The sequence below is a fragment of the Nonomuraea sp. NPDC051298 genome, from assembly GCF_055586305.1.
In genome coordinates this window covers 343,799-368,151 of record NZ_JBVJIM010000003.1, presented here as the reverse complement: position 1 = coordinate 368,151, position 24,353 = coordinate 343,799, and the positions used below count along the sequence as shown (strand labels likewise).

The window sequence follows — 24,353 nt, the reverse complement described above, 5'->3', positions numbered from 1 at the left end:
GACACTTCATCCCGCATGGGGGAAGTGCGATTCCCGCCGGGAAAGGTCGAGCGGGAGGACTTGGGGATGCCGGACGTCACCGTCGTCGTCATCACGTACAACGACGCTGCCCGCCTGCCCAGAGCCGTGCGTTCCGTGCTCGGGCAGTCGCTGCGCGACCTGGAAGTGATCATCTGCGACGACGCCAGCACGGACGGCACGCCGCAGGTGGCCCGGCGGCTGGCCGAACGCGATCCCCGCGTGCAGTACCTGCGCAGACCCGGCAACAGCGGCGGCTGCGGAGCGCCGCGCAACGACGGGATCGCCGCGGCGGCGGCGCCGTACGTCATGTTCCTGGACAGCGACGACGAGCTGCCCCGGCACGCCTGCAAGAGCCTGCTCGCCGAGATCGAACGGACCGGGGCCGCGTTCGTGTCGGGGCAGATCTCGCGGCTGTCCGAGTCGGACGGGCGGCTGCGGCCCTACTACCCGTCGTTGTTCGCCAGGCGGCGGGTGGTCGAGGGCGTCAGGGCCGAGCCCGAGCTGTTCCTCGACTGCTTCAGCACCAACAAGCTCTACGACGTGGCCTGGCTGCGCGAGCACGGGCTGCGCTTCCCCGAGCACATCCACTACGAGGACCACGTCTTCGGCGCGGAGCTGTACGCGGTGGCACGCAGGTTCGCGATCGTGCCGTGGGTCGTCTACCACTGGCACCGGGCGCCGGGGAACGACTCGATCTCGCAGGGCGTCGACGACCTGGAGAACGTGCGCCAGCGGGTGATCGCGGCCCGGCTGAGCGACGACGTGCTGCGCGAGCGCGGGGCCGCCGACCTGGTGCCGTACCGGCAGTACCGGTTCCTGCGGCAGGACCTGCGCGTCTACCTCAACCCGCTGCCGCTGCGGGACCTGGTGTGGGTCAAGGAGTTCGCCTCGGTGGTGCGGCCGTACCTGGAGGAGATCCAGGACGAGGTGTACGAGCGCGTCGACCCGCTGGACCGGGTCTGCTGCCGGCTCATCCTGGACGACAGGTTCGAGGACCTGCGGCTGGCGGCCGGCTCGCTGAACGGGCCCCGGGCCGCGCCACGGGCGGCCGTGCAGCTCGGCGGACGGACGTACTGGGGCACCTCGGCCTCCCCGGGGCTGGACATCACGCCGCTGCGGCTGGCCGAGCTGCCCTACACCTCCTCCCGGCTGCGGCACGAGGTGACCGACCTGGCCTCGGACGGCCGGCGGGTGCGGATGACCGTGCGGACCTACGACCCGTTCGGCGTGCTGCCGCCGGAGCGGCGGGCGTTCCTGCAGCTCGGCGGGCGGCGAGTGCCCATCGAGCCGGAGCCGTCGGACGAGGGCGGCTACGTCAGCCACGTCACCTTCGTTCCTTCGGGCAGGTGCGACCCGTGCATCGGCTTCACCCGGCTCTCCGACGGGCACACCACGACCGACCGGCTCATCGCCGACCCGCGTACCGAGCCGATCGAGCTGCGCGGCTGCACGGTCAAGGTCGAGGGGTACGCCGGATACCTGTGCGTGCGGCCCGACTCCATCGCCCGCGCGGTGTGGCGGCGGGTCAAGCGGCGGCTGCTGCGGAGCGTCAGCACGCCGGCGAACAAGCTGCGGGCGTACAAGGTGCTGATCAGGGTGCTGCCGCGACGCCAGGACCTGGCGCTGTTCGAGTCGGACGTCGGCAAGGGGTACGGCGGCAGCCCCCGGGCCATCTACGAGGAGCTGCGGCGGCGCGGGCTGCCGATCCACGTCGTCTGGTCGGTGGCCAAGGGGCGCGGGAGCTTCCCCTCCGACGCGCGGCTCGTCCGCCGGGGAAGCTGGCGCTACGTCTACACCATGGCCAGGGCCGGGATCTGGGTCGACAGCCACGGCTTCCCGCTCGACTACCCCAAGCCCGCCGGCACGCGCTACCTGCAGACCTGGCACGGGCAGGGCATCAAGTCGATCGGGTTCGACGCGCCCGACCTGCGCGGCGACTTCGACCGGCCGCGCGACAGGTGGCGGGCCGCCGTCGCGCGCTGGGACGCGCTGATCTCTCCGAGCGCGGAGTTCTCGCGGGTGTTCCTGCCGTCGAACGGCTACACGGGCAAGGTGTACCGCTGCGGGACGCCCCGGTGCGACGCGCTCGTGCGGGGCGGGGCGGCGCGCGAGGTGCTGCGGGCGCTGGAGGTGCCGCCCGGACGACAGGTGCTGCTCTACGCGCCCACCTACCGGGACCGGGTGAAGGGCAGCGGCCGATCCGTACGGGCGGACCTGGCGCTGATGGCCGACGAACTGGCCGACGAGTGGGTGGTGCTGCTGCGTACGCATCCGGTCGAGCGCTACGAGCCGCCCGAGCACCTCAGGCACTTCGTCCGCTCCGCGAGCGCGTACCCCGAGATCAACGATCTGATGCTGGCCTCTGACGCGCTGCTGACCGACTACTCCTCCGTCATGTGCGACTACGCGCTGACGGGGAAGCCCATGGTGTTCCTCATCGACGACTGGGACGACTACCGCCTGTCGGAGCGCGGCGTCTACCACGACCTGCCGTCGATCGCGCCCGGCCCGTGCGTCGCCACGACCGAGGAGCTGGTGACGGCGCTGCGCCGGCTGCCCGAGCTGCACGAGTCGCACGCCGGCCGGTACGCCGCCTTCCGCGACCTGTGGTGCGCCGACGAACGCGGCGACGCGACGGCCAGGATCGTCGCCGACTTCTTCGAGGGGCCCCGATGAGCGTCGTGTTCGCCTGCCTGGACGCCGACACGCTCGGCGGTGTCCAGCGGGTCACCCACACCCTGGCCCAGGGACTGGCCAGGCGCGGCCACGAGGTGCACGTGATCGGGCTGCAGCGGACGGGCACCCCGTTCCGCTACGTCCAGCGTCCCCGCTACCACCGGCACCTGATCAGCCAGTTCCCCTCGGACTGCGCGCTGGCCCGCAAGCGGTACGACCGCCGGCTCAAGGCGCTGCTCGGGGAGATCGGGACGGGCTACGCGGTGCTGACCTCGCCGTCGGTGGTGGCCCGGGTGTCGCGGCTGCTGCCGCGCGGGTTCCGCCCGATCGGGCAGTACCACGGCTCGTACGACCACGCCGAGAGCTGCTGGCACCTGGCCTCGATCCGGCGTCACTACCCCGGCCTCGACCAGGCGGTCTTCCTCACCGAGCACGACGCGCGGCGCTTCTCCGAGCACGCGCTGCTGCCCAACGCCCACGCGCTGCCGAACCCGCTGGCCGAATGGCCCGACGAGGTGTCGCGGCTGGAGTCGCCGCGGGTGCTGGGCGTGGGACGGCTGGAGGGGGTCAAGCGGTTCGACCGGCTGATCAGCGCGTTCGCCCGGTCGGGGGCGCCGGAGCCGTGGGAGCTGCACCTCGTCGGGGAGGGCGGCGAGCTGGACCGGCTGCGTACGCACGCCGAGCGGGAAGGGCTGGGCGGCCGGGTGGTGTTCAGGGGCGCGGTGCCCGCCGCGCGGATGTCCCAGGAGTACCTGGGGGCCTCGGTCGTGGGGCTGACCAGCGAGCACGAGGGGCTGCCGATCGTGTTGCTGGAGTCGGGGGCGCACGGGGTGCCGGCGGTGGCCTTCGACGTGTCCGGCGGCGTACGGTCGGCCGGTCCTGTGCTGGTGCCGCCGGGGGACGTGGACGCGTTCGCGGCGGAGCTGGGGCGGCTGGTGCGGGACGAGGAGGAGCGGCGGCGACTGGGGGCCGGGGCGCGGGCGCGGGCGGAGGCGTTCCGGCTCCACCACGTGCTGGACGGGTGGGAGTCCCTGTTCGCCCACGTCGACCGCTGACCTCCCGGGGGGGTGGCCTCCCGCCCGGCTGGTGCGAAGAGTCCCGGTCATACGGGACGCGGGCGGGAGGGGACGGCCCCGGCTACACGGGCTCGGTCAGCTCCTTGCGCTGCTGCGGGATGCCGGCGAGCGAGCGCTGGCGGGTGGTGAGCATGGCGGCCACCGGGCCGGGCTCACGCATCCGGTTGAGCCGGTCGCGCATGCCCTTGCGCATCCTGCTGGCCTTGCGCTTCTGCATGGTCTTCTGGCAGGCCGTGATGTGCTCCTTGGTCGGCCTGGGCGCGCCGCTCAGCTCGTACCCCATCGACTCGAGGCGGTCGCCGAGCATGTGCTCGCACAGGGCGATCTCCCAGTCGTCGAGCCTGGCGGCCCAGCTCCCGACCCGGCTGCGGGTGACCTCGCGGTGGGTGTTGCTGTGCCAGACCTTGTGCTGCGGCACCGCCCCGATGGCCGCCTCGCGCGGCGAGATCATCGACGTCGAGAAGTCCTCCTCCAGGAAGTGGCAGAGCTTCTTCAGCTCGGTCATCGGGTCGTCGGTGAGGTCCTCGTAGCGCAGCTCGTAGTAGGTGTCCTCGGCCAGGGTGCGCCGCAGCCGGCCGCCCGCGTCGATGGCCTCGGCCCAGGTGGAGACGGCGTGGAAGGAGTCCAGCGTGTACCAGGGCATCTCCTTCAGCGAGGCCACGCAGTCGCGGCCGTCCCTGATGAGGTGGACGAACTGGGCGTCGGGGAAGAGCCGCAGCAGCATGTCCACCTGCTTGACGTAGCTGGGCCGCTTGTCGCCCCAGCGGGCCTTGTCGAAGCGGTCGGCGTACATGCGGAAGGCGGTGCCGAACACGGAGCCGAGTGAGCCCGGCCCGTCCACGGCCTGCTGGACGAACTCGTCCTTGTCGATCTTGAGTTCGCGGAACTTCGTGCTGCGGTCGGTCGCGATCCACTGCGCCAGGGCGCGGCGGCGCTGGTCCACCCGCAGGTCGCCCCACGTGCGACGCCGGTAATAAGCGGGAACGAGGAAGCGCGTCTCCGGCGGCACCGCCAGGCGGGGGTGCGAGTGGAGCATGAGCTGGAGCATCGTGGTGCCGGACCGCGGGCATCCGATGACGAAGACTGGCCGGTCTGACATTTCGTTCTAACCCCCGAAAACTTAGACGAGAACGTGCTCTCGGCTCTCCTGGGACGACCCCACGCTGTGCCTGCGCGTGAAGAGCCACATCCGGTAGACAAGGAAGACCTCGTTGGCGAGCAGCAGGAGCCCGGACGCCACGGCGAGCGGGATCAGCGCCCATGCCCCCGCAAGGGGCGCGATCACGAACACCGCGGCGTGAAACTCGATGCCGCTCACCAAGTGCGAGCGGACGCGATGGCGGGCCAGGAACCTGTTCAGCCGCCGGAAGAACCGGAAGAAGCCCCGCGGCCGGGACGCCCGCCCCAGCGAGTCCGGCTCCAGCGGATCGGCGAGCAGCGGGTCGGCCAGCACGGGATCGGCCAGCACCCGGTCTGCCAGCACGGGATCGGCGAGCAGCGGGTCGGCGAGCAGGGGATCCGGCTCCGGCTCCTGCCGCTCCTCCCTGACGGCCTCACGGACCCGCTTCATCTGCGGCGCGTTGACGTACCTGAACAGGTCCAGGACGGCCACCGCCGCGCCGAGCACGACGTAGCGCACGTCGCCGGTCAGCGCGTACTGCCCGTACGCCAGCCCGCCCGCGCAGAGGACGACCCTGATCCGGTCCCCCACGTAGTCGAGCCAGAGGCCGAAGGGGGTCCCCGTGCCCTTGAGCCTGGCGATTTTGCCGTCCACGCAGTCGATCATGAAGCTCAGATAGAAGAAGCATGCGCCCGCTATGAGCTGATTCGCCGCGAAAAAGGCCGCCGACGCCGCGCCGAGGACCAGCGACAGCACGGTGAGCCCGTTGGGCGTCAGCCGGGTGTGGTTGGCGACGGGAAGGGTGACCCGGCAGGCGACCGGGTCCACGAAATACACGGTCCACCAGGAATCTCTCCGCTTGCGTGTCTCGTAGACGTCATCGAGCGAATAGGTCCTCATGGATCCCAGCATGACCACGCGACGCGCCGGAGCGATTACTGTCTGGAACTACTGGGGGATGTCCATGCCGCTTCTTGACCAACCCGGCACGGAAAACCGCCACGCCGTGTTCGCCTCGCCGTCCCTGGCCCAGCCCTTGAGCACCAGGCCGCGGATCTCGGCCCGCACCTGGAGGCGCCAGGGGCCGTCGCCCTCGAGGCGGCCGGGGTCGACGGCGGCCACGACGCCGTAGCGGCCCTTGCGCCGCGTCTCCAGCGGGATCCGGCGGCGGCCGTCGCTGAGCCACATGCCGACCTTGGGGACCTTGCGGTCGACGCGGTGGACGCCCACGTAACCGCTCAGGCGGTACTCGGTGCCCGTCCACTCACACTCGTCGACCCGGGCGATCAGCTTGAGCTCGTCGCGGGCGTCGAACACCTCGTCGGGGACGCGCAGGCGGCGGTCGCGGAAGAAGGGGTAGTCGCCGTACCAGTTGGTGGTGCGCCAGCCGCGCGGCACCACGCGGGTGACCTCCTCCCGCCCGCGCCGGAACTCGCGTACGGCGCGCAGCTCCCGTACCAGGCCCCGCCTGAGCAGGTGCAGCTCCAGGCGGCGCAGCGAGGGGGCGGTGGCCAGCACGTGCGGGCCCAGCTCGGCCATCCACGAGCGGCCCAGCTCCAGCAGCGGCCCGCAGTCGCCCTCGCACTGCTCCAGCGCCTGGAAGAGGAAGACGGTGTCCTTCTCCAGCACGAGGGAGTCGAAGCCGTCGAGCAGTTCGGGCGCCCGCTCGTCGAGGAAGGCGCGCACGGCGCGGATGGCGGCCAGCCGTTCCCGCAGGTTGGGCAGCTCGGAGCGGCGCTGCGTGATCGAGATCTCCCCGTCGTCGCGCTTGCGCCAGTGGTAGACGACCTCGCCCAGCATGTCCACGCCGGTGGCCAGCACGTGGGCCTGCATGGCGACGGGCACGTCCTCGTAGATGCCCGAGGGGAAGCACAGGCCGGCGCGTTCCCAGAAGTCGCGGCGGTAGACCTTGTTCCAGACGGTACGGTCTCTGATCAGCACCTGTTTGTCGGTGATGTGGGTGCACAGCTCGGGGCGTCTGAACACCTTCTCGTGCAGGATCGACTCCTCCAGCTCGCCGTCCACCAGCCGCCGCACGGCGCCGCACGCCAGGTCGGAGCCGGTCTCGGCGAGCCTGCCGACGAGCTGCTCGTACGCCTGCGACGGCACGACGTCGTCGCTGTCGGCGAAGGCCAGGTAGGTGCCGCGGGCCTGCCTGATCCCCTGGTTGCGGGCCGGTCCCGGCCCGAGGTTGCGCTGGCCGACGAGGACGAAGCGGCTGTCCCTGGCGGCGAAGTCCTCGGCGACGCGCCTGCTGCCGTCCACGGAGCCGTCGTCCACGAGGATCACCTCCATGTCGTCCATGGTCTGGGCGGCCAGTGACTTCAGGCACTCGGTGATGTACGGCTCTACGTTGTAGAACGGGACGACGACGCTGAGCAGGGGGATCATGCCGAATTCGCTCCTTGCCTCGGTATGGGGTCGAGGGCAGCATGCCCCGGCGGCCGTCCCGATTCCTGGTCCGATGGCTGTCCCTGATGAGCTCTTTACCCCACGCGTAATCCGCTACGTTGTGCAAGGGATGAAGCACGGACAGTAGGGGGACGCGATGCTGAGAGACGTCCGGAACGAGGAGCTGCCGGTCATCCGCCGTTGGCGCAACCACCCGCGCGTACGCGCCGCCAGCTTCACCACCCACGAGATCAGCCGCGACGAGCACGCCCGCTGGTGGGCGGAGACCCTCGCCGACGCGACGCGGCGCGTGCTGATCTACGACCACGACGGCGCCCCCGCCGGGGTGGTGCACTACACGGACGTGTCGCCTGGAACGGCCCGCTGGGGCTTCTACCTCGACCTCGACGGCCTGGAGCGGGCCGGGACGCTGCTGCGGGCCTGGGTCGGGCTGGAGCGGGCGGCCATCGAGCACGCCTTCGGTCCGCTCGGGCTGACCACGCTGTGCGGGGAGGTGCTGACCGGCAACGAGCCGGTCATGCGGCTGCACCGGCGGTTCGGGTTCGTCGAGGTGGACGTCTACCAGCGGGAAGTGGACGGGGTGCCGCGCGACGTCGTGGCCATCGAGCTGAGGAGGGAGCACACATGATCTCCATCGGGGGACGCGCGATCGGGCCGGGGCATCCGCCGTTCGTCGTCGCGGAGTTGTCCGGCAACCACAACGGCAGCCTGGAGCGGGCGCTGGCCATCGTGGACGCGGTGGCCGAGGCGGGGGCGCACGCGCTGAAGCTGCAGACGTACACGCCCGACACGCTCACCATCGACTGCGACGAGCCCGCCTTCCGCGTGGCCGCCGAGCACGAGCTGTGGGGCGGGGAGAACCTCTACCGGCTCTTCGAACGCGCCCACACGCCGTGGGAGTGGCATGAGCCGATCTTCGAGCGGGCGCGCCGACGCGGCCTGCTGGCGTTCTCCGCGCCCTTCGACCCGACGGCGGTGGAGCTGCTGGAGAAGCTGGGCGTGCCGGCGTACAAGATCGCCTCGTCGGAGGTCGTGGATCTGCCGCTGATCCGGCTCGCGGCGGCGACGGGCAAGCCGATGATCATCTCTACGGGGATGGCCTCGGTCTCCGAGATCGACGCCGCCGTGTCGGCCGCCCGCGAGGCCGGGTGCGCGCAACTGGCCGTGTTGTCGTGCACGGCCACGTACCCGGCGCCGCCGTCGGAGAGCAACGTGCGCTCGCTGCCGCTGCTGGCGGCGCTGACGGGCGAGGTCGTGGGCCTGTCCGACCACACCCCGGGCATCGGGGCCGCACTGGCGGCGGTGGCGCTGGGGGCGTGCCTGATCGAGAAGCACGTCACCCTGTCGCGGGCCGACGGCGGGGTGGACTCGGCCTTCTCGCTGGAACCGGCCGAGCTGGCGGCGCTGGTCACCGAGAGCGAGCGGGCCTGGCGGGCGCTGGGCGAGGTGGCGATCGGGCCGCGGTCGTCCGAGCGGGAGGGGCTGCGCTTCCGCCGCTCGCTGTACGTCGTGCGCGACGTGAGCGCGGGCGAGCCCGTGACCCCGGAGAACGTCCGCTCGATCCGCCCCGCGGGCGGCCTGCCGCCCGACGCCGCCGCGGAGGTCATGGGCCGCCGCTTCGCCCGCGACGTGTCCTTCGGCACCCCGCTCACCTGGGACCTGATCTGACCCGGCCCGCTCAGGAGCCGATCCGGCGGAGTCCGAGGAGGGCGTCGGCGACGCGTTCCCTGCCCCGGCCGTCCACCAGGCCGCCGCCCCGCCTGCCGTGCTCCTCGCGGACGGCGGGGTCGGCGAGCAGCCGGGCCAGCACGCCCACGGCCCGCTCGTCGGGAGCGGGGCCGAGCCCGGCCGCCACGCCCCGGCCCACCAGCTCCTCATAACCGACGAGCTGGTTGTCGGCCACCCAGCTCAGCGCCGTGGGGACGCCGAGGTGGAGCAGCTCCCAGACGGCCGAGCCGGCCGCCGTCACCACCAGGTCGGCCCCGGCCATCAGCTCGGGCAGCCGGTCCGTCGGCGGGATCACGGTGATCGGGCCGTCCGCCTCGAACGGCAGCGGGCTGACGACCGTGGCCAGGAAGGGGCGGCCGGTGGCGGTCAGCGCCCGCGCCCAGGCCGGGGCGACACCCGCGCTGTCGGTGCCGCCGAAGAAGCACAGCACATGCGGCACCCCGCCGGGACCGGGTGTCCGCGTGCGGCGTCGTACGCTGTCGCGCAGCAGCACGTAGCGGGCCCCGGCCAGGCGCCGGTCCTGCGCGGGGAAGGGCCGCCGCTCGGCGCCGAGGTTCTGGTCGAGGTAGAGGTCGGCCTCCTGGCCCAGCGGGTCGCCGTCGACGATGGCCAGCACGGCCGTCCCCGCGGCCCTGAGCGCCGTGCCGGTCGGCGGCGGCAGGTCGTACGAGTCGAGCACCACGGCGTCGAGACCCAGCTCGCGGGCGAGCGCCGCCAGCCCGGCGGGCTCACGGGGCGCCGGTGCCAGCCGCAGCCCGCGCTCGCGGAGCTGGGCCGCCGCCCACGGCGAGTCGCGTACCTCGCCCAGGAAGAGCACCTCGACCCCCCGGGAGCACAGCTCCTCGGCCAGGGCCACGCACCGTACGAGGTGGCCGACCCCGCGCTCCGCCCCCGCGTCGCACCGGAACCCGACCCGACGGGCGCGGCCCCCGCCCGTCACGCGTCCTGCAGGGACTTCTGCCGTACGTGGGCGTTGAGCCCGCTCACGTCGGGCCGCTCGCGCAGCCAGCCGACCAGCGTCCTGGCCGGGAGGCAGCGGTCGCCCAGCGCGGCCACCACCGCGCGGATCAGCCGCCAGTCGTCCTCGGTGTCGAGGGTGACCCGCAGGTCGTCGGCGACCGGCCGGTAGGCCAGGCCGAGCAGCCGCGCGTCGCCGGGGTGCTCGTAGAGGTAGGAGGTCACGTGGGTGCGGTGGAAGCCGGTGGCCTCCCGGTCGGCCCTGTCGAGCGCGGCCCGGCCGGCGATCTCCACGTCGAGCCCGCGCGGCAGCGTACGGGCCAGGCTGGTGCTGAGGTAGTCGAGCCCGGGCACGGCGCGGAAGACCAGCGCCGCCTCCCTGATCACCTCGGGGTCGAGCAGCGGGCAGTCGGCGGTGAAGCGCATGACGGCGTCGCACCGCCGCCCCGCGAGCGCCTGCGTGAACCTGGTCAGCACGTCGTCGACGGGCCCCCGGTGCCAGGCCACGCCCAGCCCGCGGCACTCGGCGACCACCGCGTCGTCGGCCGGCTCGGTCGTGGTGGCCACGAGGAGGTCGTCGAGCGCCCCCGCCTCGCGCGCCGCGCGTACGACCCACGCCAGGACGGACCGGCCGCCCAGCTCCCGCAGCACCTTTTCCGGCAAACGCGTCGAGCCCATGCGCGCCTGAATAATTCCGACAATACGCACCGAAGCCCCATTCCCCCGTGTGACTCTGCGTCGTCGTGCGATCGCGCTATGCTACCGCCTGCCACGACGACTACAGCGCGCACGCACGATTCAGGGGGCCACGGTGAGCATACTGAGTGGATCGTCGATTCTGATCACCGGAGGCACGGGGTCATTCGGCAAGGCGTTCATCCGCCACGCGCTCGACTCGCTCGGAGTCCGCCGTCTGGTGATCTTCTCCCGCGACGAGCTGAAGCAGTACGAGACCCGGCAGCTCTTCGCCGACGACGAGCGGCTGCGCTGGTTCATCGGCGACGTCCGCGACCGCGACCGGCTGACCCGCGCCATGCACGGCATCGACCACGTCGTCCACGCCGCCGCGCTCAAGCAGGTCGACACCGCCGAGTACAACCCCTTCGAGTACGTCCGCACCAACGTGGCCGGCTCCCAGAACGTCGTCGAGGCCGCGATCGACTGCGGCGTGCGCAAGGTCGTCGCCCTCTCCACCGACAAGGCCTCCAGCCCGATCAACCTCTACGGCGCCACGAAGCTGGTGGCCGACAAGCTGTTCGTCTCGGCCAACCACTACGCCGCCGCCCACGAGACCCGCTTCTCCGTGGTCCGCTACGGCAACGTCGTCGGCAGCCGCGGCTCGGTGGTCCCGCTGTTCCAGCGGCTGGCCGAGCAGGGCACCAGCGTGCCCATCACCGACAAGCGCATGACCAGGTTCTGGATCACGCTGGAGCAGGCGGTCAGGTTCGTGGTCGACTCGTTCGACCTGATGCAGGGCGGCGAACTCTACGTGCCGCGCATCCCCAGCATGCGCATCACCGACCTGGCCGAGGCCCTGGCCCCGCACAGCCCCGTCTACGAGATCGGCGTGCGTCCCGGCGAGAAGCTGCACGAGGAGATGATCGGCCCCGACGACAGCCGCAGGGCGCTGCGCCTGGCCGACCGCTACGTGGTCCAGCCCACGATCGCGACCTGGGGCTACGTGCCGCCGAACGGCGGCGAGTCGCTGCCCGAGGGATTCTCCTACCGCTCCGACACCAACGAGCAGTGGTTGTCGGTCGACGACCTGCGCGGCATGGTGACCGGCTGATGCTGCCCTACGGACGCCAATCGATCAACGACTCCGACATCGAGGCGGTCTCCGAGGTGCTGCGCGGCGACTGGCTGACCACCGGGCCCGCGGTCGCCATGTTCGAGAAGGAGCTGGCCCGGTGGACGGGCGGCGTGCCGTGCGTGGCGGTCACGTCCGGCACCGCGGCGCTGCACGTCGCCTACGTGGCCGCCGAGGTCGGGCCGGGCGACGAGGTGATCACCTCGCCGCTGACGTTCGTGGCCACGGCCGCCACGGCCGCGCTGCTGGGCGCGCGGGTGGTCTTCGCCGACGTGCAGCCCGACACCGGCAACCTCGATCCCGACGCCGCCGCCGCGCTGGTCACCGGCCGCACGCGGGCGGTCACGGCGGTCGACTACGCCGGCCACCCCGCCGACTACGACGAGCTGCGGCAGGTCACCGACCGGGCCGGGGCGGTGCTGGTGGGCGACTCGGCGCACTCCATCGGGTCGGCGTACAAGGACCGGCCGGTGGGGGCGCTGGCCGACCTGACCGCGTTCTCCTTCTTCCCGACCAAGACCGTGACGACGGCCGAGGGCGGGGCCGTCGCGGCGGCCGACCCCCAGCGGCTCCTGCGCGCCACCCGCTTCATGAACCACGGCCTGGTCAGGGACCCCGCCGAGCAACGCGCCCCCGGCGAGGGCAACTGGCACCAGGAGGTGCACGAGTTCGGGCTCAACTACCGGCTGCCCGACGTGCTGTGCGCGCTCGGGATCAGCCAGTTGCGCAGGCTCGAACGCTTCCGCGAACGCCGCGCCGAGCTGGTCGCCCGTTACAACGCGCTGCTGCGCGACGTGCCAGGGCTGGAGCTGCCCGCCCAGCGCGCCTACGTACGGCCGAGCTGGCACCTCTACCCCGTTCGGGTCCGCGACGGGCGCCGGCGCGAGGTCTACGAACGCATGCGGGCCGCCGGGATCGGCGTGCAGGTCAACTACCTGCCCGCGTACTGGCACCCGGTGTTCGAGGACCTCGGCTACCGGCGTGGCCTGTGCCCCCTGGCCGAGGCGTACTACGCCGAGGAGCTGTCGCTGCCGCTCTACCCCGACCTGTCCGACGCCCAGCACGACCAGGTCGTCGAGACGCTGACCGGCATCCTGACCTGAGCCGCGCCCCCGCGCGCCCGCCGGTCAGCGTTCGGCCAGGAGCAGGCAGCCGTCCTCGGCGCGGTCGATGAGGAAGCGCCGCTCGTCGACGGTCGCCACCGTCCGCTGCCGCGTACGCACCAGCGGCCTGATGGGCCTGCCCTGGTCGATGACCACGTCCCACCACGACTCGTGGCCGATGCTCTCGTCGATGTCGGCCAGCGGCACCCGCGCCAGGAAGTCCTGACCGGTCAGCGCCACCGGGAAGTACATCTCCTCCCCGTCGCTCCTGCGCCGCAGCCTGACCACCGGCTCGCCGTCGCCGACGTCGGACATCTCACCGGAGAACACCAGGTCTCCGCCGTCCACCCGGCACTCGCCGATGAGCGCCTGGGCCGTGCGCAGGCGTACGCCCCAGGCGCCCTTCGCGTTGCGGCCCGGCACCAGCCACACTCCCGACCTGCGGCGCGGCGCCGGGGTCAGCGGCGGCAGCCAGCGCGGCCCCGCCACCCTCCCCTCCAGCCGCAGCCCGTGCCCCCTGACGCGGACGTACAGGTCCCAGTGGCCGTGCCTGGCCAGCCGCGCCCGCGACAACACGTCCGGGTCGAAGGCGAACCTGAACGGGAAGGCGTGCTCCGGCACCAGGTCGCCGCCCTCCACCTCGACGTCCTCCCACGTCGGGACGCTCTCCTCGTCGGAGAGCTGCACGATCTCGCCGGTGCCGCGCTCCTGCAGCCAACTCCGCACGCGCACCCGGCTCAGCTCGCCCACGTCGAACCTGCCGAGCGCAGCCCGCCCCGAGCCGTGCAGCACGCCGTCGCGCCAGTCGACGCTCACCAGCCTGGCCTGCAGGCTCAGCTCGCCGGAGACCTCCGACAGATGACCGGGCAGCGCCGGATGTCGCCCGTACCAGCGTTTGCGCAGCCACCCGGCCGAGCCGACCCTGGGTTGCAGACGGCCGTCGCGCACCTGGGCGAAGAACCCGGCCAGCTCGTCGAGGCGGCGCCGGTGCAGCAGGTGGACCAGGAGGCGCTGCTCGTACGGGAGGCTCTGCCACGCCTCGCGCGACACGCCGTCGAGGTAGCGGACGGCCAGGTCCACCAGGTCGGGCTCGGCCGAGACGCCCATGCCGGCCAGGGCCTCCACCGCGACGCTCATGTCGATGTCGAGCGTGTCGCGGTCGAAGTCGGGCTTGAGCTGCGGCGCGTCACCGGCCAGCAGGGCGGCCGTCTGCGACACCGACAGCAGCCGGTCGCGCAGGTTGCCCGGCTCCAGGCAGCGCTGCGTGATCGAGGCGCCGGGCTCGTCGCGCTGCCGCCAGTGGTAGACGACCCTGGCCAGCACGTCCACCGAACGGGCTCCGACGTGGGCGGCGATGGCGACGGGCTGGTCCTCGTACATGCGCTCGGGGAAGCTCAGGCCCAGGCGGTCCCAGAAGGAGCGGCGGTAGACCTTGTTCCACAACATGCGGTCGCGGATCAGCAGCGGGCGGCGGGTGATGTGGGTGCGCTGGGCGGGCTTGGCGAACGCCTCCCGGTGCGCCCACGACGGGATGAGCAGGTTGCGGTGCAGGCGCATGACGTTTCCGCAGGCCAGGTCGGAGCCGGTGGTCTCCAGCGAGGACACCAGGCGCTTGAACGCGTCGCGCGGCACGGTGTCGTCGCCGTCCACGAAGGCCAGGTACTCGCCGCCGGCGCGGCGTACGCCGACGTTGCGGGCGTGGCCCACCCCGTGGTTGTCCTGCCTGACGAGGGTGATCCGCGGGTCGTCGGCCCGCATGGACTCCACCACGGCGGCCCCCTCGTCGCCGCTGCCGTCGTCCACGCAGATCACCTCCAGGTCGTCCAGCGTCTGGGCGCAGACGGAGTCAAGGCAGGGTCCGATGTACTTCTCGACGTTGTGGAACGGGACGATCACCGAAAGAACCGGCACGAGCACTCCTCATCGTTTCGTCAGCCGGACAGCAGGCGTATGACGCGGCGGGCGACCTTGCGGGGACGGGCCAGGCGGCGGGAGAGGCGGTATCCGAGTGTTCTGCGGTAGGCCGTGGCCTTGCGCTGGGTCCTGCGCAGCTTGGCCTTGGCCCTGACCAGCTCGCGCTCGCGGTAGGAGAGCTTGGTCTCCAGGCGGGCGATCCTGGCCAGCGCCGCGGTGAGCTGGTCGGCCAGCCGGTCGCGGGCGCCCAGCAGGTCGCGGTAGGTCGGGGCGTGCTCGGCCACCTCGGCGGGCCGGCCCAGCTCGGCGTCCAGCTTGCGGGCCCGGTCGAGGTCGCCGGGGTCGCACGGACGCTCGGCCATGCCGCACAGGGTGAGCGTGAGCTGGTCGGCCTCCAGCGGCCACGGCCACGGGTGGTGGTGGCCGGCCGCGACCAGCCTGACCGCGAAGCGCCACAGGATCCGGCACAGCGCCACGCGCGGCTCGGGGGGCGTGGCCGGGCCCGCGGGCGGGTTGACGGCGGCGAAGCGCCTGCCGTCGTAGACCAGGCTGTCGGTCGCCGCCGACCACGCGGCGGGGTCTGTCCGCCCCTCGGACTCCAGCCAGGCGGCCAGCGCGGAGAGCAGCTCGCGGACCGTCCCGACGTCCTCGCGGGCGCACGCCTCGACGAGGATCTCCTCGACCACGCGACCGGCCGGGATCGGCCGCTCCTCGCCGCCGGGCAGGCGTCTGGTGCCCCCGGCGGTCAGCTCGTACAGGGCCTGGCCCTCCTCGATGAGGCCCAGCGGCAGCGCCACCGCAGGGGCCGCGGCCGCGGCGCGCGGGGGCCGGAAGGCCACGGCCAGCCACAGCGGGGCCAGTTCCTCCCCCAGCCCGTGCCGGAACACCTGCCGGCTCAGCCGCAGCGGATCGGCCACCAGCATCCGGTCGCCCTCCCTGGCGCTCAGCGCGAACGTCAGCGCCTCGGGCAGCTCGAACCCCAGCGCCTCCCTGGACAGCAACGAGCGCGGCGACTGCCGGTCGGGGTAGGCGGAGTAGCAGCGCTGCACGCTCAGCCCCGCCGACTCCAGCCCGAGGTCGAGCGCGGCCGGGCCACCCGGGTAGCCGGGGTCGAAGCCGTGCGGCGCCCACTGGTCGTCGGCGCACTCGCGGCCGGCCGGGCGGGCCTCGATGAAGCGGTCGACGCCCAGGTCGTTGTGCACGCCGAGGACCATCCGCCCGCCGGGCGCGACGAGGTCGGCCAGCGCCTCCAGCGACTCGTTCCAGGCGGCGGCGGGCGCCTCGGCCGAGTGCGTACGCAGCAGCCCGTCGAGGGCCAGCACCAGATCGTACGGCTCGTCGGCGTCGAGCACCTCCAGCCGCCCGCAGAACACCTCCAGCCCCGGATGCCGCTCGCCCAGCGCGCAGGCGTCAGGGTAGGAGCGCAGCAGCACGGCCGCCGTGCCCGCCCGCGCGACCACCTCGTCGACCAGCCCCTGCGGATGCGGCCCGACCAGCAGCACCCTGCCGCCCTCCGGGAGCAGCCGCCTGAGCAGCTCCAGCGCCGCGCCCCGCCAGTCCGTGACGCCGCCCACGCTGGACAGGTCGGACCACAACAACATCTCCCCGCCGATCAACCGGACGTTGTCGGGTGCCTCGTTCATGCGCATCGCATCCGCTTCCAGCCGAACATTCGCCGTAGTTCCTCCGGTGTCGCCTGATACTCGAATCCCAGCTCCCGCCGCGCCGTCTCGGCGGCGAGTTCGGGGTCGACGCGCGTGCCGTGCAGGTCGGGCCAGAGCCGCAGGCGGCGGGCCGTGCCGCCGTACTCGGGGCGTTCGTCCTCGTACTGCATCGGGTCTCCGTACACGGCCACCTCGCATCCCACCGAGGCGCCGTAGAACAGCGCGCTGCCGAGCCTGTTGGAGGCCACCCTGCGGTGGCGCCGCAACTCGACCAACTGCTTGCGCAGGAAGTCGCGGCCCTTTCCCTCCCAGCGGGATCCGCGCTCGCCATGACAGATAACCCGGAATCCCCTCGATTCGTACGCTTGCCGAATGTCCGGATTTGCGAATTCCAGCCAATAAAGGCAGATCGTGACCGGACCAGTCTCGACATTTCGGATTTCGTCGGCGAGCCGGGCGTGGTCACCGCTGACGGAATACTTTTCCCAGCCATGAAAGGGATACCAGATCGTACCCTCGCGATCGGGCCTGACGCCGAGGTCGGGCTCTAGGTAAAGAAGGTAGATCCACGGGGCCCCGATCAGATAGTGCCCCCTGCGCCCCATCGACCATCCCCTGCGGCGCAGCACGTCCGACCAGACGAAACGGGGATACCCCGGGCTGCACCAGTGGTCGTTCGGGGGAAATCCATGCAGATAGTTCCATCCGTGCTGGAGGAAACCTTGAATACGTTTTGGCGCCTCGTCCTGGAGGCCGCAGTATCTGCCGAGTATGCGGGAGTGCCCGTACCAGTGATTGGATTCGTCCATCATTCCCCCCGTACGGTTGCCGTGTCCCATCCGACATTCCCAGCCCCCATCCCGGGTCACGCCTCGTTATACGGTTCCATTACTGAGGGCGGGGCCTTGGTTTCTCATGCCACACGATTACCGCTACACTTCGACGTGGCTTGAGCACAGAGAGTGAGTGATCATGAGTCATCTCGACCGTCTGCGGGCCGTGTTCCGCATGACGCTCAACCTTCCGCCCGACCGGCCCGTCGACGGCCTCCAATACCGGTCCATCCCACAGTGGGACTCCCTGGCCCACATGGCGCTCATCGCGGCGATGGAGGACGAGTTCTCCATCATGATCGACACCGACGAGATGATCGACATGAGTTCGTTCGCCAAGGCGGTCGAGCTGCTGGAGAAGCATGGCATCGGCGCCGCCGCAGTCTGAGCCCGCCGTCGCCCCCGCGCCGCGTGGCGCCCGCGAGGCCCTCGCGGCCCCGTTCGGGGCCCCCGCGCCAGAGCCGGAGACAGCGGAAACCAGGGTCGCGCTGGTCACGGGCTCGACGGCGGGCATCGGCCGGGCGGTGGCCGCCGCCCTCCTCACGACCGGGCACACCGTCGTGCTGCACGGCCGCGACGAGGAGCGGGCCGCCAAGACCGCCGCCGCGCTGGGCGCGGAGACCGGCGGCCCGGCCGACTCCGTCCACGGCGACGTGGCCGACGCCGGCCAGGTCGCGGCCATGATGCGGCAGATCTACCAGCGCCACGGCCGGCTCGACGCCCTCGTGGTCAACGCCGGCGCCCACGCCGCCGGCCTGCTCGGCATGACCGCCCGCGACACGATCGAGCAGCTCTTCCGGGTCAACGCCCTCGGCGCCACCCACACCCTGCAGGCCGCGCTCCGGCTGCTGCGCCGCGGCACGTGCCCGGCCGTGGTGCTGGTCTCCTCGGTCATGGGCCGAGCGGGCGGTCCCGGCCAGGCGGTCTACTCCGCCACCAAGGCCGCGGTCATCGGCCTCACCCTGGCCGCGGCCAAAGAACTGGGCCCCGCGGGCATCCGGGTCAACGCCGTGGCCCCCGGCTACATCCAGACCGCCATGCTCGCCACGCTCGACGACGAGGCCCGCACCGCCACGGTCGCGGCCACCCCGCTCGGCCGCCTCGGCGAGCCGTCCGACGTCGCGCGGGCCGTGGCGTTCCTGGTCTCGCCCGAGGCGGGCTTCATCACCGGCCAGGTGCTCGGCGTCGACGGCGGGCTGGTGCCGTGATGTTCCCGCACCCCAAGGCCAGGCTGATCGCCGCGGGAGACCAGGAAGGGCTCGGCGGCGACGACCTGGCGGGCTACGTCAAGCGCACGGCGGAAAACCTCGACGCGCTGCCGCCGGGGCCGCTGTTCTGCGGCATGCGCAACAACCTCGCCTCCGTCTTCTGCTACCTCGGCGCCTGGCACGCCGGCCGGCCGATCGCGCTGCTCGACCCCGACCTGCCGGCCGGCACCCTGGCCGAGCTGTCCGAGCGGTTCAGGCCGGGCGCGATGATCGGGTTCACCCACCCGCTCGACGACCCGCCGCCGCGCCGCCGCGACGGGCCCGATCCCCATCCCGACCTGGGCGTGCTCCTGGCCACCTCAGGCTCGACGGGCAATCCGAAGCTCGTCCGCCTCTCGCGCCGGGCGGTCCTGGCCAACGCCGCCGCCATCGCCGCCGCACTGTCCATCGGGCCGGGCGACATCGCGCCCACGAGCCTGCCGCTGCACTACAGCTACGGCCTGTCGGTGCTCAACAGCCACCTGGTCGCGGGCGCCACCGTGGTGCTGACCGAGGCGGGGCTGCTGGAGCGCTCGTTCTGGGCCGACCTGGCCTCATACGCGTGCACGTCCCTGGCCGCGGTCCCCTACCAGTACACGATGCTGCGCCGCATGCGCTTCGACCGCTCGAAGTTCCCCGCGCTCACCACGCTCACGCAGGCCGGCGGGCGGCTCGCGCCCGAGCTGGTCAGGGAGTTCGCCACGCAGGTCGACCGCCTCTACGTGATGTACGGCCAGACCGAGGCCACGGCCCGCATGACCGTCCTGCCCCCCGGCCGGCTCGCCGACAAGCCCGGCTCCGTCGGGGTCGCGGTGCCCGGCGGGCGGCTGGAGATCGCTGACGGCGAGGTCGTCTACCACGGCCCCAACGTCATGATGGGCTACGCGGAGACCGCCGACGACCTGGCCAGGGGCGACGACCTGGGCGGGGTGCTGCGCACGGGCGACCTGGGCCGCCTCGACCACGAGGGGTTCCTGCACGTCACCGGGCGGCTCAAGCGCATCGCGAAGGTCTTCGGCACCCGGGTCAACCTCGACGACGTCGAGCGTCTCCTGCGCGGCTCGGGGCCGGCGGCGGCCACCAGCGGCGACGACCGGGTGACGATCTGGACCGAGACGCTCGACGCCGCCGCCCGCGTGCGCCTGGCCCGGCGGCTGGCGGGCGAGCTGCGGCTGCACTGGAGCGGGTTCGACGTGCGGCACATCGAGCACCTGCCGCTGCTGGCGACGGGCAAGGTCGACTACCGGGCGCTGGAGTCCCTCGGATGACCGGCCCCGCGCCGTCCCCGCCACCGGCGAGCGTCTTCACGCTGACCGGCCCCGAGCGGGAGGCCGCGCTGCTGCCCGAGCTGGCGGCGCTGACCGAGCGGCACCGCGAGGCGTGCGCGCCCTACGGCCGGATCCTGCGGGCCATCGGCTCCGCGCCGCCCTACGAGCGGGTGGCCGACCTGCCGTGGCTGCCGGTGCGGCTGTTCAAGACGCACGAGTTGCGCAGTGTGCCGCGTGAGGAGGTGTTCCGGGTCCTGACCTCCAGCGGCACCACCGGGCAGGAGCCGAGCCGGATCCACCTCGACCGGGCGGCCGCGGCCGCGCAGACCCGCAGGCTCGCCGACACGTTCCGTTCGCTCCTGGGCGAGCGGCGGCTGCCGATGCTGATCGTCGACACGCCCGCCGTCGTCCGCGACCCGTCGCTGAGCGCCCGCGGCGCCGGGGTGCTGGGCATGATGAACTTCGGCCGCGACCACACCTTCGTCCTCGACGAGCGGGGAGTGGCCCACGTCGAGGCGGTCAAGGCGTTCCTGGCGCGGCACGGGCAGCGGCCGTTCCTGGTCTTCGGGTTCACGTTCATGGTCTGGCTGCACCTGCGCGGGCTGGGTGCCGACCTGTCGCAGGCGACGCTGATCCACTCCGGCGGCTGGAAGCGGCTGGCCGAGCAGGCGGTCGACAACGCCGGGTTCCGGCGGCGGCTGGCCGACGAGTGCGGGCTGAGCAGGGTGCACAACTTCTACGGGATGGTCGAGCAGATCGGCACCGTCTACCTGGAGGGTCCCGACGGCGACGGCCTCTACTGCCCCGACTTCGCCGACGTCGTGATCCGCGACCCGGAGACCTGGCGGGAGACGCCGACGGGCGTGCCGGGGTTGGTCGAGGTGGTCAGCACGTTGCCCACGTCCTACCCGGGGCACGTGCTGCTGACGGAAGACCTGGGCGTGGTACGCGGCGTCGACGACGGCGCGTGGCCGGGCAAGCGGTTCGAGATCCTGGGCAGGCTGCCCCGGGCCGAGGCCCGAGGCTGCAGCGACACCGTGGGGCAGCGCTGATGCCGGGCGACCGCACCCCCGACACCGCCGTTGGGATCAGGTTCCCGGCCAGTGGGCCGACGACGGTCGAGGAGCTGCTGCGGGGGCTCGGCGACGGGCTCCGGGTGGGCGACGAGCGGATCAGGGAGTTCCTGGCGGGCTTCGGCCGGCGGCTGCTGCGGCCCGCGCTGGCGCGACGCCATCCCGAGCTGGGCTCGCTCGGCTTCTTCCTGCGGCCCAGCGAGCTGGCCCGTACGGTCGAGGGGCTCGGCCGCGAGCACGTACGCGTCCCGCGCGGCCTGATCTTCCACATCCCGCCCGCGAACGTCGACACCGTCTTCGTCTACTCCTGGGCGCTGTCGGCCCTGACGGGCAACCGCAACGTCGTACGCCTGTCGCCCCGCTCCGGCCCGGTCGCCGAGGCCATCCTGGACACGCTGCACGAGGCGCTGGCCGACGCCGATCCAGCCGTCGCCACCACCGTCGCCGCCACCCAGCGCATCGTCTCCTACGACCGCTCCGAGGCCGTGACCGCCGCACTGTCGGCCGCCTGCGACCTGCGGGTGGTGTGGGGCGGCGACGGCACGGTACGCGCGATCCGGCGGCACCCGCTGGCCCCGCACGCCCGCGACCTCACCTTCCCCGACCGTTCGTCGTTCGCGGTGCTGCGGGCGGCGGCGTGGTTGTGCGCGCCGCGGGCGGCCCGGGTCACGCTCGCCGAGGGGTTCGTCAACGACACCTACTGGTTCGACCAGGCCGCCTGCTCCTCCCCTGGCACCGTCTACTGGGTGGGGGCCGAGGGCGACTGCGACACGGCCCGCGACGACTTCACCGACCACGTCGAGCGGGTGGTGACCGCGCGCGGGCTGGGGGTCGACGCGGCGATGGCCGTGGAGAAGCGGGTCTCCACCTACGGCCTGGCCGCCGACGGGCTGGCGGAGAGCGTGGAGTTCCGCGGCAACGCGCTGGCCTGCGTGCGCCTGTCTGCCGCGGCCGCGCCCCGGCGGTGGCTGGGCGCGGGGACGTTCGCGCACGCCAGGCTGGAGTCACTGCCCGAGCTGGCCGGGCTGGTCGAGCGGCGCGACCAGACGATGACCCACTTCGGGTTCGGCCAGGCCGAGCTGGAAGAGCTGGCCAGAGGGCTGGCCGGGCGCGGGGTCGACCGGATGGTGCCGGTGGGCAGCGCGCTGAGCTTCCACCGGGTGTGGGACGGCGTCGACCTGCCGGCCGAGTTCACGCGACTGGTGACCGTGATCAGATGACGCTGGCGCCGCCCGAGAGCACGCTCGTCCGCCTGTCGAAGTCTCCGGGGCGCAGGGTCGGCTCGCGGTGGGCGCCGGCGGCCCTCGTGTGCGCCGGGGCGGCAGCGGTCTTCCTGTGGTGCGGGGTCTCCGCACGTGACCTGGGCCTGTTCGCCGCCTACCTCGGGGCGGGCGTGGCACTTCCCGGGACGTTGCTTTGGCGCGGGCTGACCGGGGGCGGGCGGTCCCTGCCCGAGGATCTGGCGGCGGGGCTGGCGCTCGGTTACGCGGTGGAGGTGCTGGCCTACCTCCCCGCGCGGGCGGCCGGGCTGCCGCTGCTCGTGCTGGCGCCGCCCGTCGCCGTCGTGGGCGCGTTCGTGTGCGTGCCCAGGTTGCGGCGGCACTGGCGGGGGCCGGAGCTGCGCGAGCGCATGCCGGTGTGGTGCGCGTGGTTGCTCGCCGGGATCGTGGCCTTCCTGCTGGCGTGGAGCACGATGTTCCTGTTCCGGGTGCCGATGGCGGCTGCGTACGTGGACCTGCCGTACCACCTGGCTCTGGTCGGCGAGGTCAGGCACCACGTCCCGCCCACGCTGCCGTCGGTGCTGGGCGAGCGGCTCAGCTACCACTGGTTCGTCTACGCCGACCTGGCCGCCACGAGCTGGGTCACCGGCATCGAGCCGGTCACGCTGGTCTACCGGCTGGCCACGCTGCCGATGGCGGCGGCGACGGCGGTGCTGGTCGTGGTGGCGGGGCGGCGGCTGGGCGGGAGCTGGGGTGCCGGGGCGGCGGCGGCCGGGGTGACGTACTTCCTGTTCAGCCCCGAGCTGGTCGAGGACGTGGTGTTCACCTCGCGTTCGATGTTCACCACCTGGGCCAGCCCGACGCAGACGTTCGGGGCGCTGTTGTTCGCGGCCGTGGTGGTGTTGCTCGCCCGGCCCCACCCCTGGCCCCGGCCCCAATGGGCGGCGCTCGCGCTGCTGCTGGCGGTGCTGACCGGGGCCAAGGCCACCTACCTGCCGCTGTTGCTGGCGGGGTCGCTGCTGGTCGTGGCCGTGCGGGCGATGGTGGAGCGGCGGGTGCCACGAGAGTGGGCGGGAGTCGCGGCGCTCACGCTGGGCTGCCTGCTGTTCGCCCAGTTCGTGGTGTTCGGGCAGGGGGGACAGGGCACGGCGCTGTCACCGTTCGCGGCCATGCGGGAGCTGTGGGGGCAGGTGGCGGGGATCGGGCCGCCGGAGCTGGCCTCCGCCCCGCTCCTGCCGCTGGTGCTGCTGACCGGGGTGCACCTGTTCTGCCTGGCCTGCGTGTGGGGCGGGGTGGCGGGGCTGGGGCGGCGGGCGCTGGAGCCGCCGATGCTGCTGTTGCTCGGGGTCGGGGCCGCGGGCATCGGCGCGGCGGTGCTGCTCGGGCATCCGTCGCAGTCGCAGCTCTACTTCCTCGAAGCGGCCCGGCCCTACCTGTCGATCGCCGCCGTGTGCGGGGTGCTGGCGGCGCCGCGCATCCCCTGGACGTCGGCCGCGGGCCTGGCCGGGCTGGGGGCGGGGGGTGCGTTGGTGGCCTCGGCGCCGGACTTCCCTGGGCCGCCGCTGGTGCGGGTGGTGCTGCCGTACCTGGTGCTGGGGGCCGGGGCGCTGCTGGTGTGGCGGCGCGGGTTCGTGCTGGCGGTGGTCGCGCTGGTCGCGGGGTACGCGGTGCCCGGCTCCGTACGCGAGGTGGCCGGGCACGTGATGCCCGGGGAGGAGGAGCGCGACGAGCTGATCCCCAAGGGCGCGCTGGAGGCCGGGCGGTGGCTGCGCGAGCACTCCGCGCCCGGCGACGTGGTGGCCACCGACCTGCACTGCCGGTATCCGTGGTGGCGGCTGTGCGACAGCAGGCACTTCTGGGTGTCGGGGTTCAGCGAGCGGCGGGTGCTGGTCGAGGGGTGGGCGTACGCCGAGAGCACGCTGTCGCGGGCCGAGCCGTTCGTCCGGCCGTACCTGGAGGTGCCGTTCGCCGACCAGCGGCGGCTGAGGGAGAACGACGCGGTGTTCCGTACGCCGACGGCGAAGAACGTCCGACACCTGGCCCAGAAATACGGCGTCAAATGGCTCTTCACCGGGATAAATCCGGAGCTGGGGAAATACGCGCGCCTGCGCTTCAGGAACGCGACCTCCTCCGTCTACCAGCTCGGCTGACCGAACTCGGCCGAAGGTAAAGGAATCTCCGGCTGCCGGAATGGCCGGGTGAAACCGCCCGCGCCGCACCGAACGTGCCCA

At 72.7% G+C, this 24,353-nt stretch carries 20 protein-coding genes; 12 read left to right on the top strand and 8 right to left on the bottom strand.

Annotated elements, in window-relative coordinates; genetic code table 11:
- The first annotated feature begins 66 nt into the window (after positions 1-66).
- Entirely contained in the window at positions 67-2,697 is a 2,631-nt protein-coding gene (locus ACZ6S0_RS11835) for a bifunctional glycosyltransferase/CDP-glycerol:glycerophosphate glycerophosphotransferase (RefSeq protein WP_465915714.1), read from the top strand.
- Complete coding sequence (locus ACZ6S0_RS11830; protein WP_465915713.1) at positions 2,694-3,752, top strand: glycosyltransferase; 1,059 nt, start codon at positions 2,694-2,696, stop codon at positions 3,750-3,752. The genes ACZ6S0_RS11835 and ACZ6S0_RS11830 overlap by 4 nt, the downstream gene beginning before the upstream one ends.
- 82 nt (positions 3,753-3,834) lie before the next feature.
- Here the strand turns inward: ACZ6S0_RS11830 and ACZ6S0_RS11825 are convergent, their stop codons facing one another.
- Genes ACZ6S0_RS11825 through ACZ6S0_RS11815 form a run of 3 tightly spaced genes read right to left on the bottom strand, consistent with a single transcriptional unit; the run spans position 3,835 to position 7,284 of the window.
- Complete coding sequence (locus tag ACZ6S0_RS11825) at positions 3,835-4,872, bottom strand: sulfotransferase family protein (protein ID WP_465915712.1); 1,038 nt, start codon at positions 4,870-4,872, stop codon at positions 3,835-3,837.
- A 21-nt stretch (positions 4,873-4,893) separates the two neighbouring features.
- Entirely contained in the window at positions 4,894-5,793 is a 900-nt protein-coding gene (locus tag ACZ6S0_RS11820; protein WP_465915711.1) for a CDP-alcohol phosphatidyltransferase family protein, read from the bottom strand.
- 48 nt (positions 5,794-5,841) lie between these two features.
- Positions 5,842-7,284 carry a glycosyltransferase family 2 protein gene (locus tag ACZ6S0_RS11815; RefSeq protein ID WP_465915710.1) on the bottom strand — a complete coding sequence of 481 codons (1,443 nt, stop codon included), beginning with the start codon at positions 7,282-7,284 and terminating at the stop codon, positions 5,842-5,844.
- A gap of 157 nt (positions 7,285-7,441) precedes the next feature.
- Between ACZ6S0_RS11815 and ACZ6S0_RS11810 the strand changes: the two genes are divergently transcribed.
- Positions 7,442-7,933 carry a GNAT family N-acetyltransferase gene (locus ACZ6S0_RS11810; RefSeq protein ID WP_465915709.1) on the top strand — a complete coding sequence of 164 codons (492 nt, stop codon included), beginning with the start codon at positions 7,442-7,444 and terminating at the stop codon, positions 7,931-7,933.
- Positions 7,930-8,973, top strand: coding sequence for a pseudaminic acid synthase (pseI, locus tag ACZ6S0_RS11805; protein WP_465915708.1), 1,044 nt, complete (start codon positions 7,930-7,932; stop codon positions 8,971-8,973). Before ACZ6S0_RS11810 ends, pseI begins: the two co-directional genes overlap by 4 nt.
- A gap of 10 nt (positions 8,974-8,983) precedes the next feature.
- Here the strand turns inward: pseI and ACZ6S0_RS11800 are convergent, their stop codons facing one another.
- Positions 8,984-9,973: a PseG/SpsG family protein gene (locus tag ACZ6S0_RS11800; RefSeq protein WP_465915707.1), complete on the bottom strand. Its 990-nt coding sequence runs from the start codon at positions 9,971-9,973 to the stop codon at positions 8,984-8,986.
- Positions 9,970-10,698 carry a cytidylyltransferase domain-containing protein gene (locus tag ACZ6S0_RS11795; RefSeq protein WP_465915706.1) on the bottom strand — a complete coding sequence of 243 codons (729 nt, stop codon included), beginning with the start codon at positions 10,696-10,698 and terminating at the stop codon, positions 9,970-9,972. The genes ACZ6S0_RS11800 and ACZ6S0_RS11795 overlap by 4 nt, the downstream gene beginning before the upstream one ends.
- A 103-nt stretch (positions 10,699-10,801) precedes the next feature.
- Here ACZ6S0_RS11795 and pseB point away from each other — a divergent pair, with 103 nt between their 5' ends.
- Both pseB and ACZ6S0_RS11785 read left to right on the top strand, forming a co-directional pair.
- The gene (gene pseB / locus ACZ6S0_RS11790) at positions 10,802-11,779 is read left to right on the top strand and encodes a UDP-N-acetylglucosamine 4,6-dehydratase (inverting) (protein WP_465915705.1); all 978 of its coding nucleotides are present in this window, start codon (positions 10,802-10,804) and stop codon (positions 11,777-11,779) included.
- A complete protein-coding gene (locus ACZ6S0_RS11785; RefSeq protein ID WP_465915704.1) occupies positions 11,779-12,903 on the top strand; it encodes a DegT/DnrJ/EryC1/StrS family aminotransferase in 1,125 nt (374 codons plus the stop codon). Before pseB ends, ACZ6S0_RS11785 begins: the two co-directional genes overlap by 1 nt.
- Positions 12,904-12,927: 24 nt before the next feature.
- On the opposite strand, the gene ACZ6S0_RS11780 is transcribed toward ACZ6S0_RS11785, so the two are convergent.
- Genes ACZ6S0_RS11780 through ACZ6S0_RS11770 form a run of 3 tightly spaced genes read right to left on the bottom strand, consistent with a single transcriptional unit; the run spans position 12,928 to position 17,320 of the window.
- Positions 12,928-14,814 (bottom strand): glycosyltransferase family 2 protein, encoded by a 1,887-nt coding sequence (locus ACZ6S0_RS11780; RefSeq protein ID WP_465915703.1) that lies wholly within the window; start codon positions 14,812-14,814, stop codon positions 12,928-12,930.
- Between the two features lie 20 nt (positions 14,815-14,834).
- A complete protein-coding gene (locus tag ACZ6S0_RS11775) occupies positions 14,835-16,460 on the bottom strand; it encodes a methyltransferase domain-containing protein (RefSeq protein WP_465915702.1) in 1,626 nt (541 codons plus the stop codon).
- Complete coding sequence (locus ACZ6S0_RS11770) at positions 16,457-17,320, bottom strand: hypothetical protein (protein ID WP_465915701.1); 864 nt, start codon at positions 17,318-17,320, stop codon at positions 16,457-16,459. The genes ACZ6S0_RS11775 and ACZ6S0_RS11770 overlap by 4 nt, the downstream gene beginning before the upstream one ends.
- A gap of 133 nt (positions 17,321-17,453) precedes the next feature.
- Between ACZ6S0_RS11770 and ACZ6S0_RS11765 the strand changes: the two genes are divergently transcribed.
- The 6 genes from ACZ6S0_RS11765 to ACZ6S0_RS11740 are packed head-to-tail and all read left to right on the top strand — an operon-like array spanning position 17,454 to position 24,272.
- A complete protein-coding gene (locus ACZ6S0_RS11765; protein ID WP_344896507.1) occupies positions 17,454-17,702 on the top strand; it encodes an acyl carrier protein in 249 nt (82 codons plus the stop codon).
- Positions 17,677-18,522, top strand: coding sequence for an SDR family NAD(P)-dependent oxidoreductase (locus ACZ6S0_RS11760; RefSeq protein WP_465915700.1), 846 nt, complete (start codon positions 17,677-17,679; stop codon positions 18,520-18,522). The genes ACZ6S0_RS11765 and ACZ6S0_RS11760 overlap by 26 nt, the downstream gene beginning before the upstream one ends.
- Positions 18,522-19,829, top strand: coding sequence for an AMP-binding protein (locus ACZ6S0_RS11755; RefSeq protein ID WP_465915699.1), 1,308 nt, complete (start codon positions 18,522-18,524; stop codon positions 19,827-19,829). Before ACZ6S0_RS11760 ends, ACZ6S0_RS11755 begins: the two co-directional genes overlap by 1 nt.
- Positions 19,826-20,881 (top strand): LuxE/PaaK family acyltransferase, encoded by a 1,056-nt coding sequence (locus ACZ6S0_RS11750; RefSeq protein WP_465915698.1) that lies wholly within the window; start codon positions 19,826-19,828, stop codon positions 20,879-20,881. The genes ACZ6S0_RS11755 and ACZ6S0_RS11750 overlap by 4 nt, the downstream gene beginning before the upstream one ends.
- The gene (locus tag ACZ6S0_RS11745; protein WP_465915697.1) at positions 20,881-22,122 is read left to right on the top strand and encodes an acyl-CoA reductase; all 1,242 of its coding nucleotides are present in this window, start codon (positions 20,881-20,883) and stop codon (positions 22,120-22,122) included. The genes ACZ6S0_RS11750 and ACZ6S0_RS11745 overlap by 1 nt, the downstream gene beginning before the upstream one ends.
- Positions 22,119-24,272 carry a hypothetical protein gene (locus tag ACZ6S0_RS11740; protein WP_465915696.1) on the top strand — a complete coding sequence of 718 codons (2,154 nt, stop codon included), beginning with the start codon at positions 22,119-22,121 and terminating at the stop codon, positions 24,270-24,272. Before ACZ6S0_RS11745 ends, ACZ6S0_RS11740 begins: the two co-directional genes overlap by 4 nt.
- The last annotated feature ends 81 nt before the right edge of the window (positions 24,273-24,353 follow it).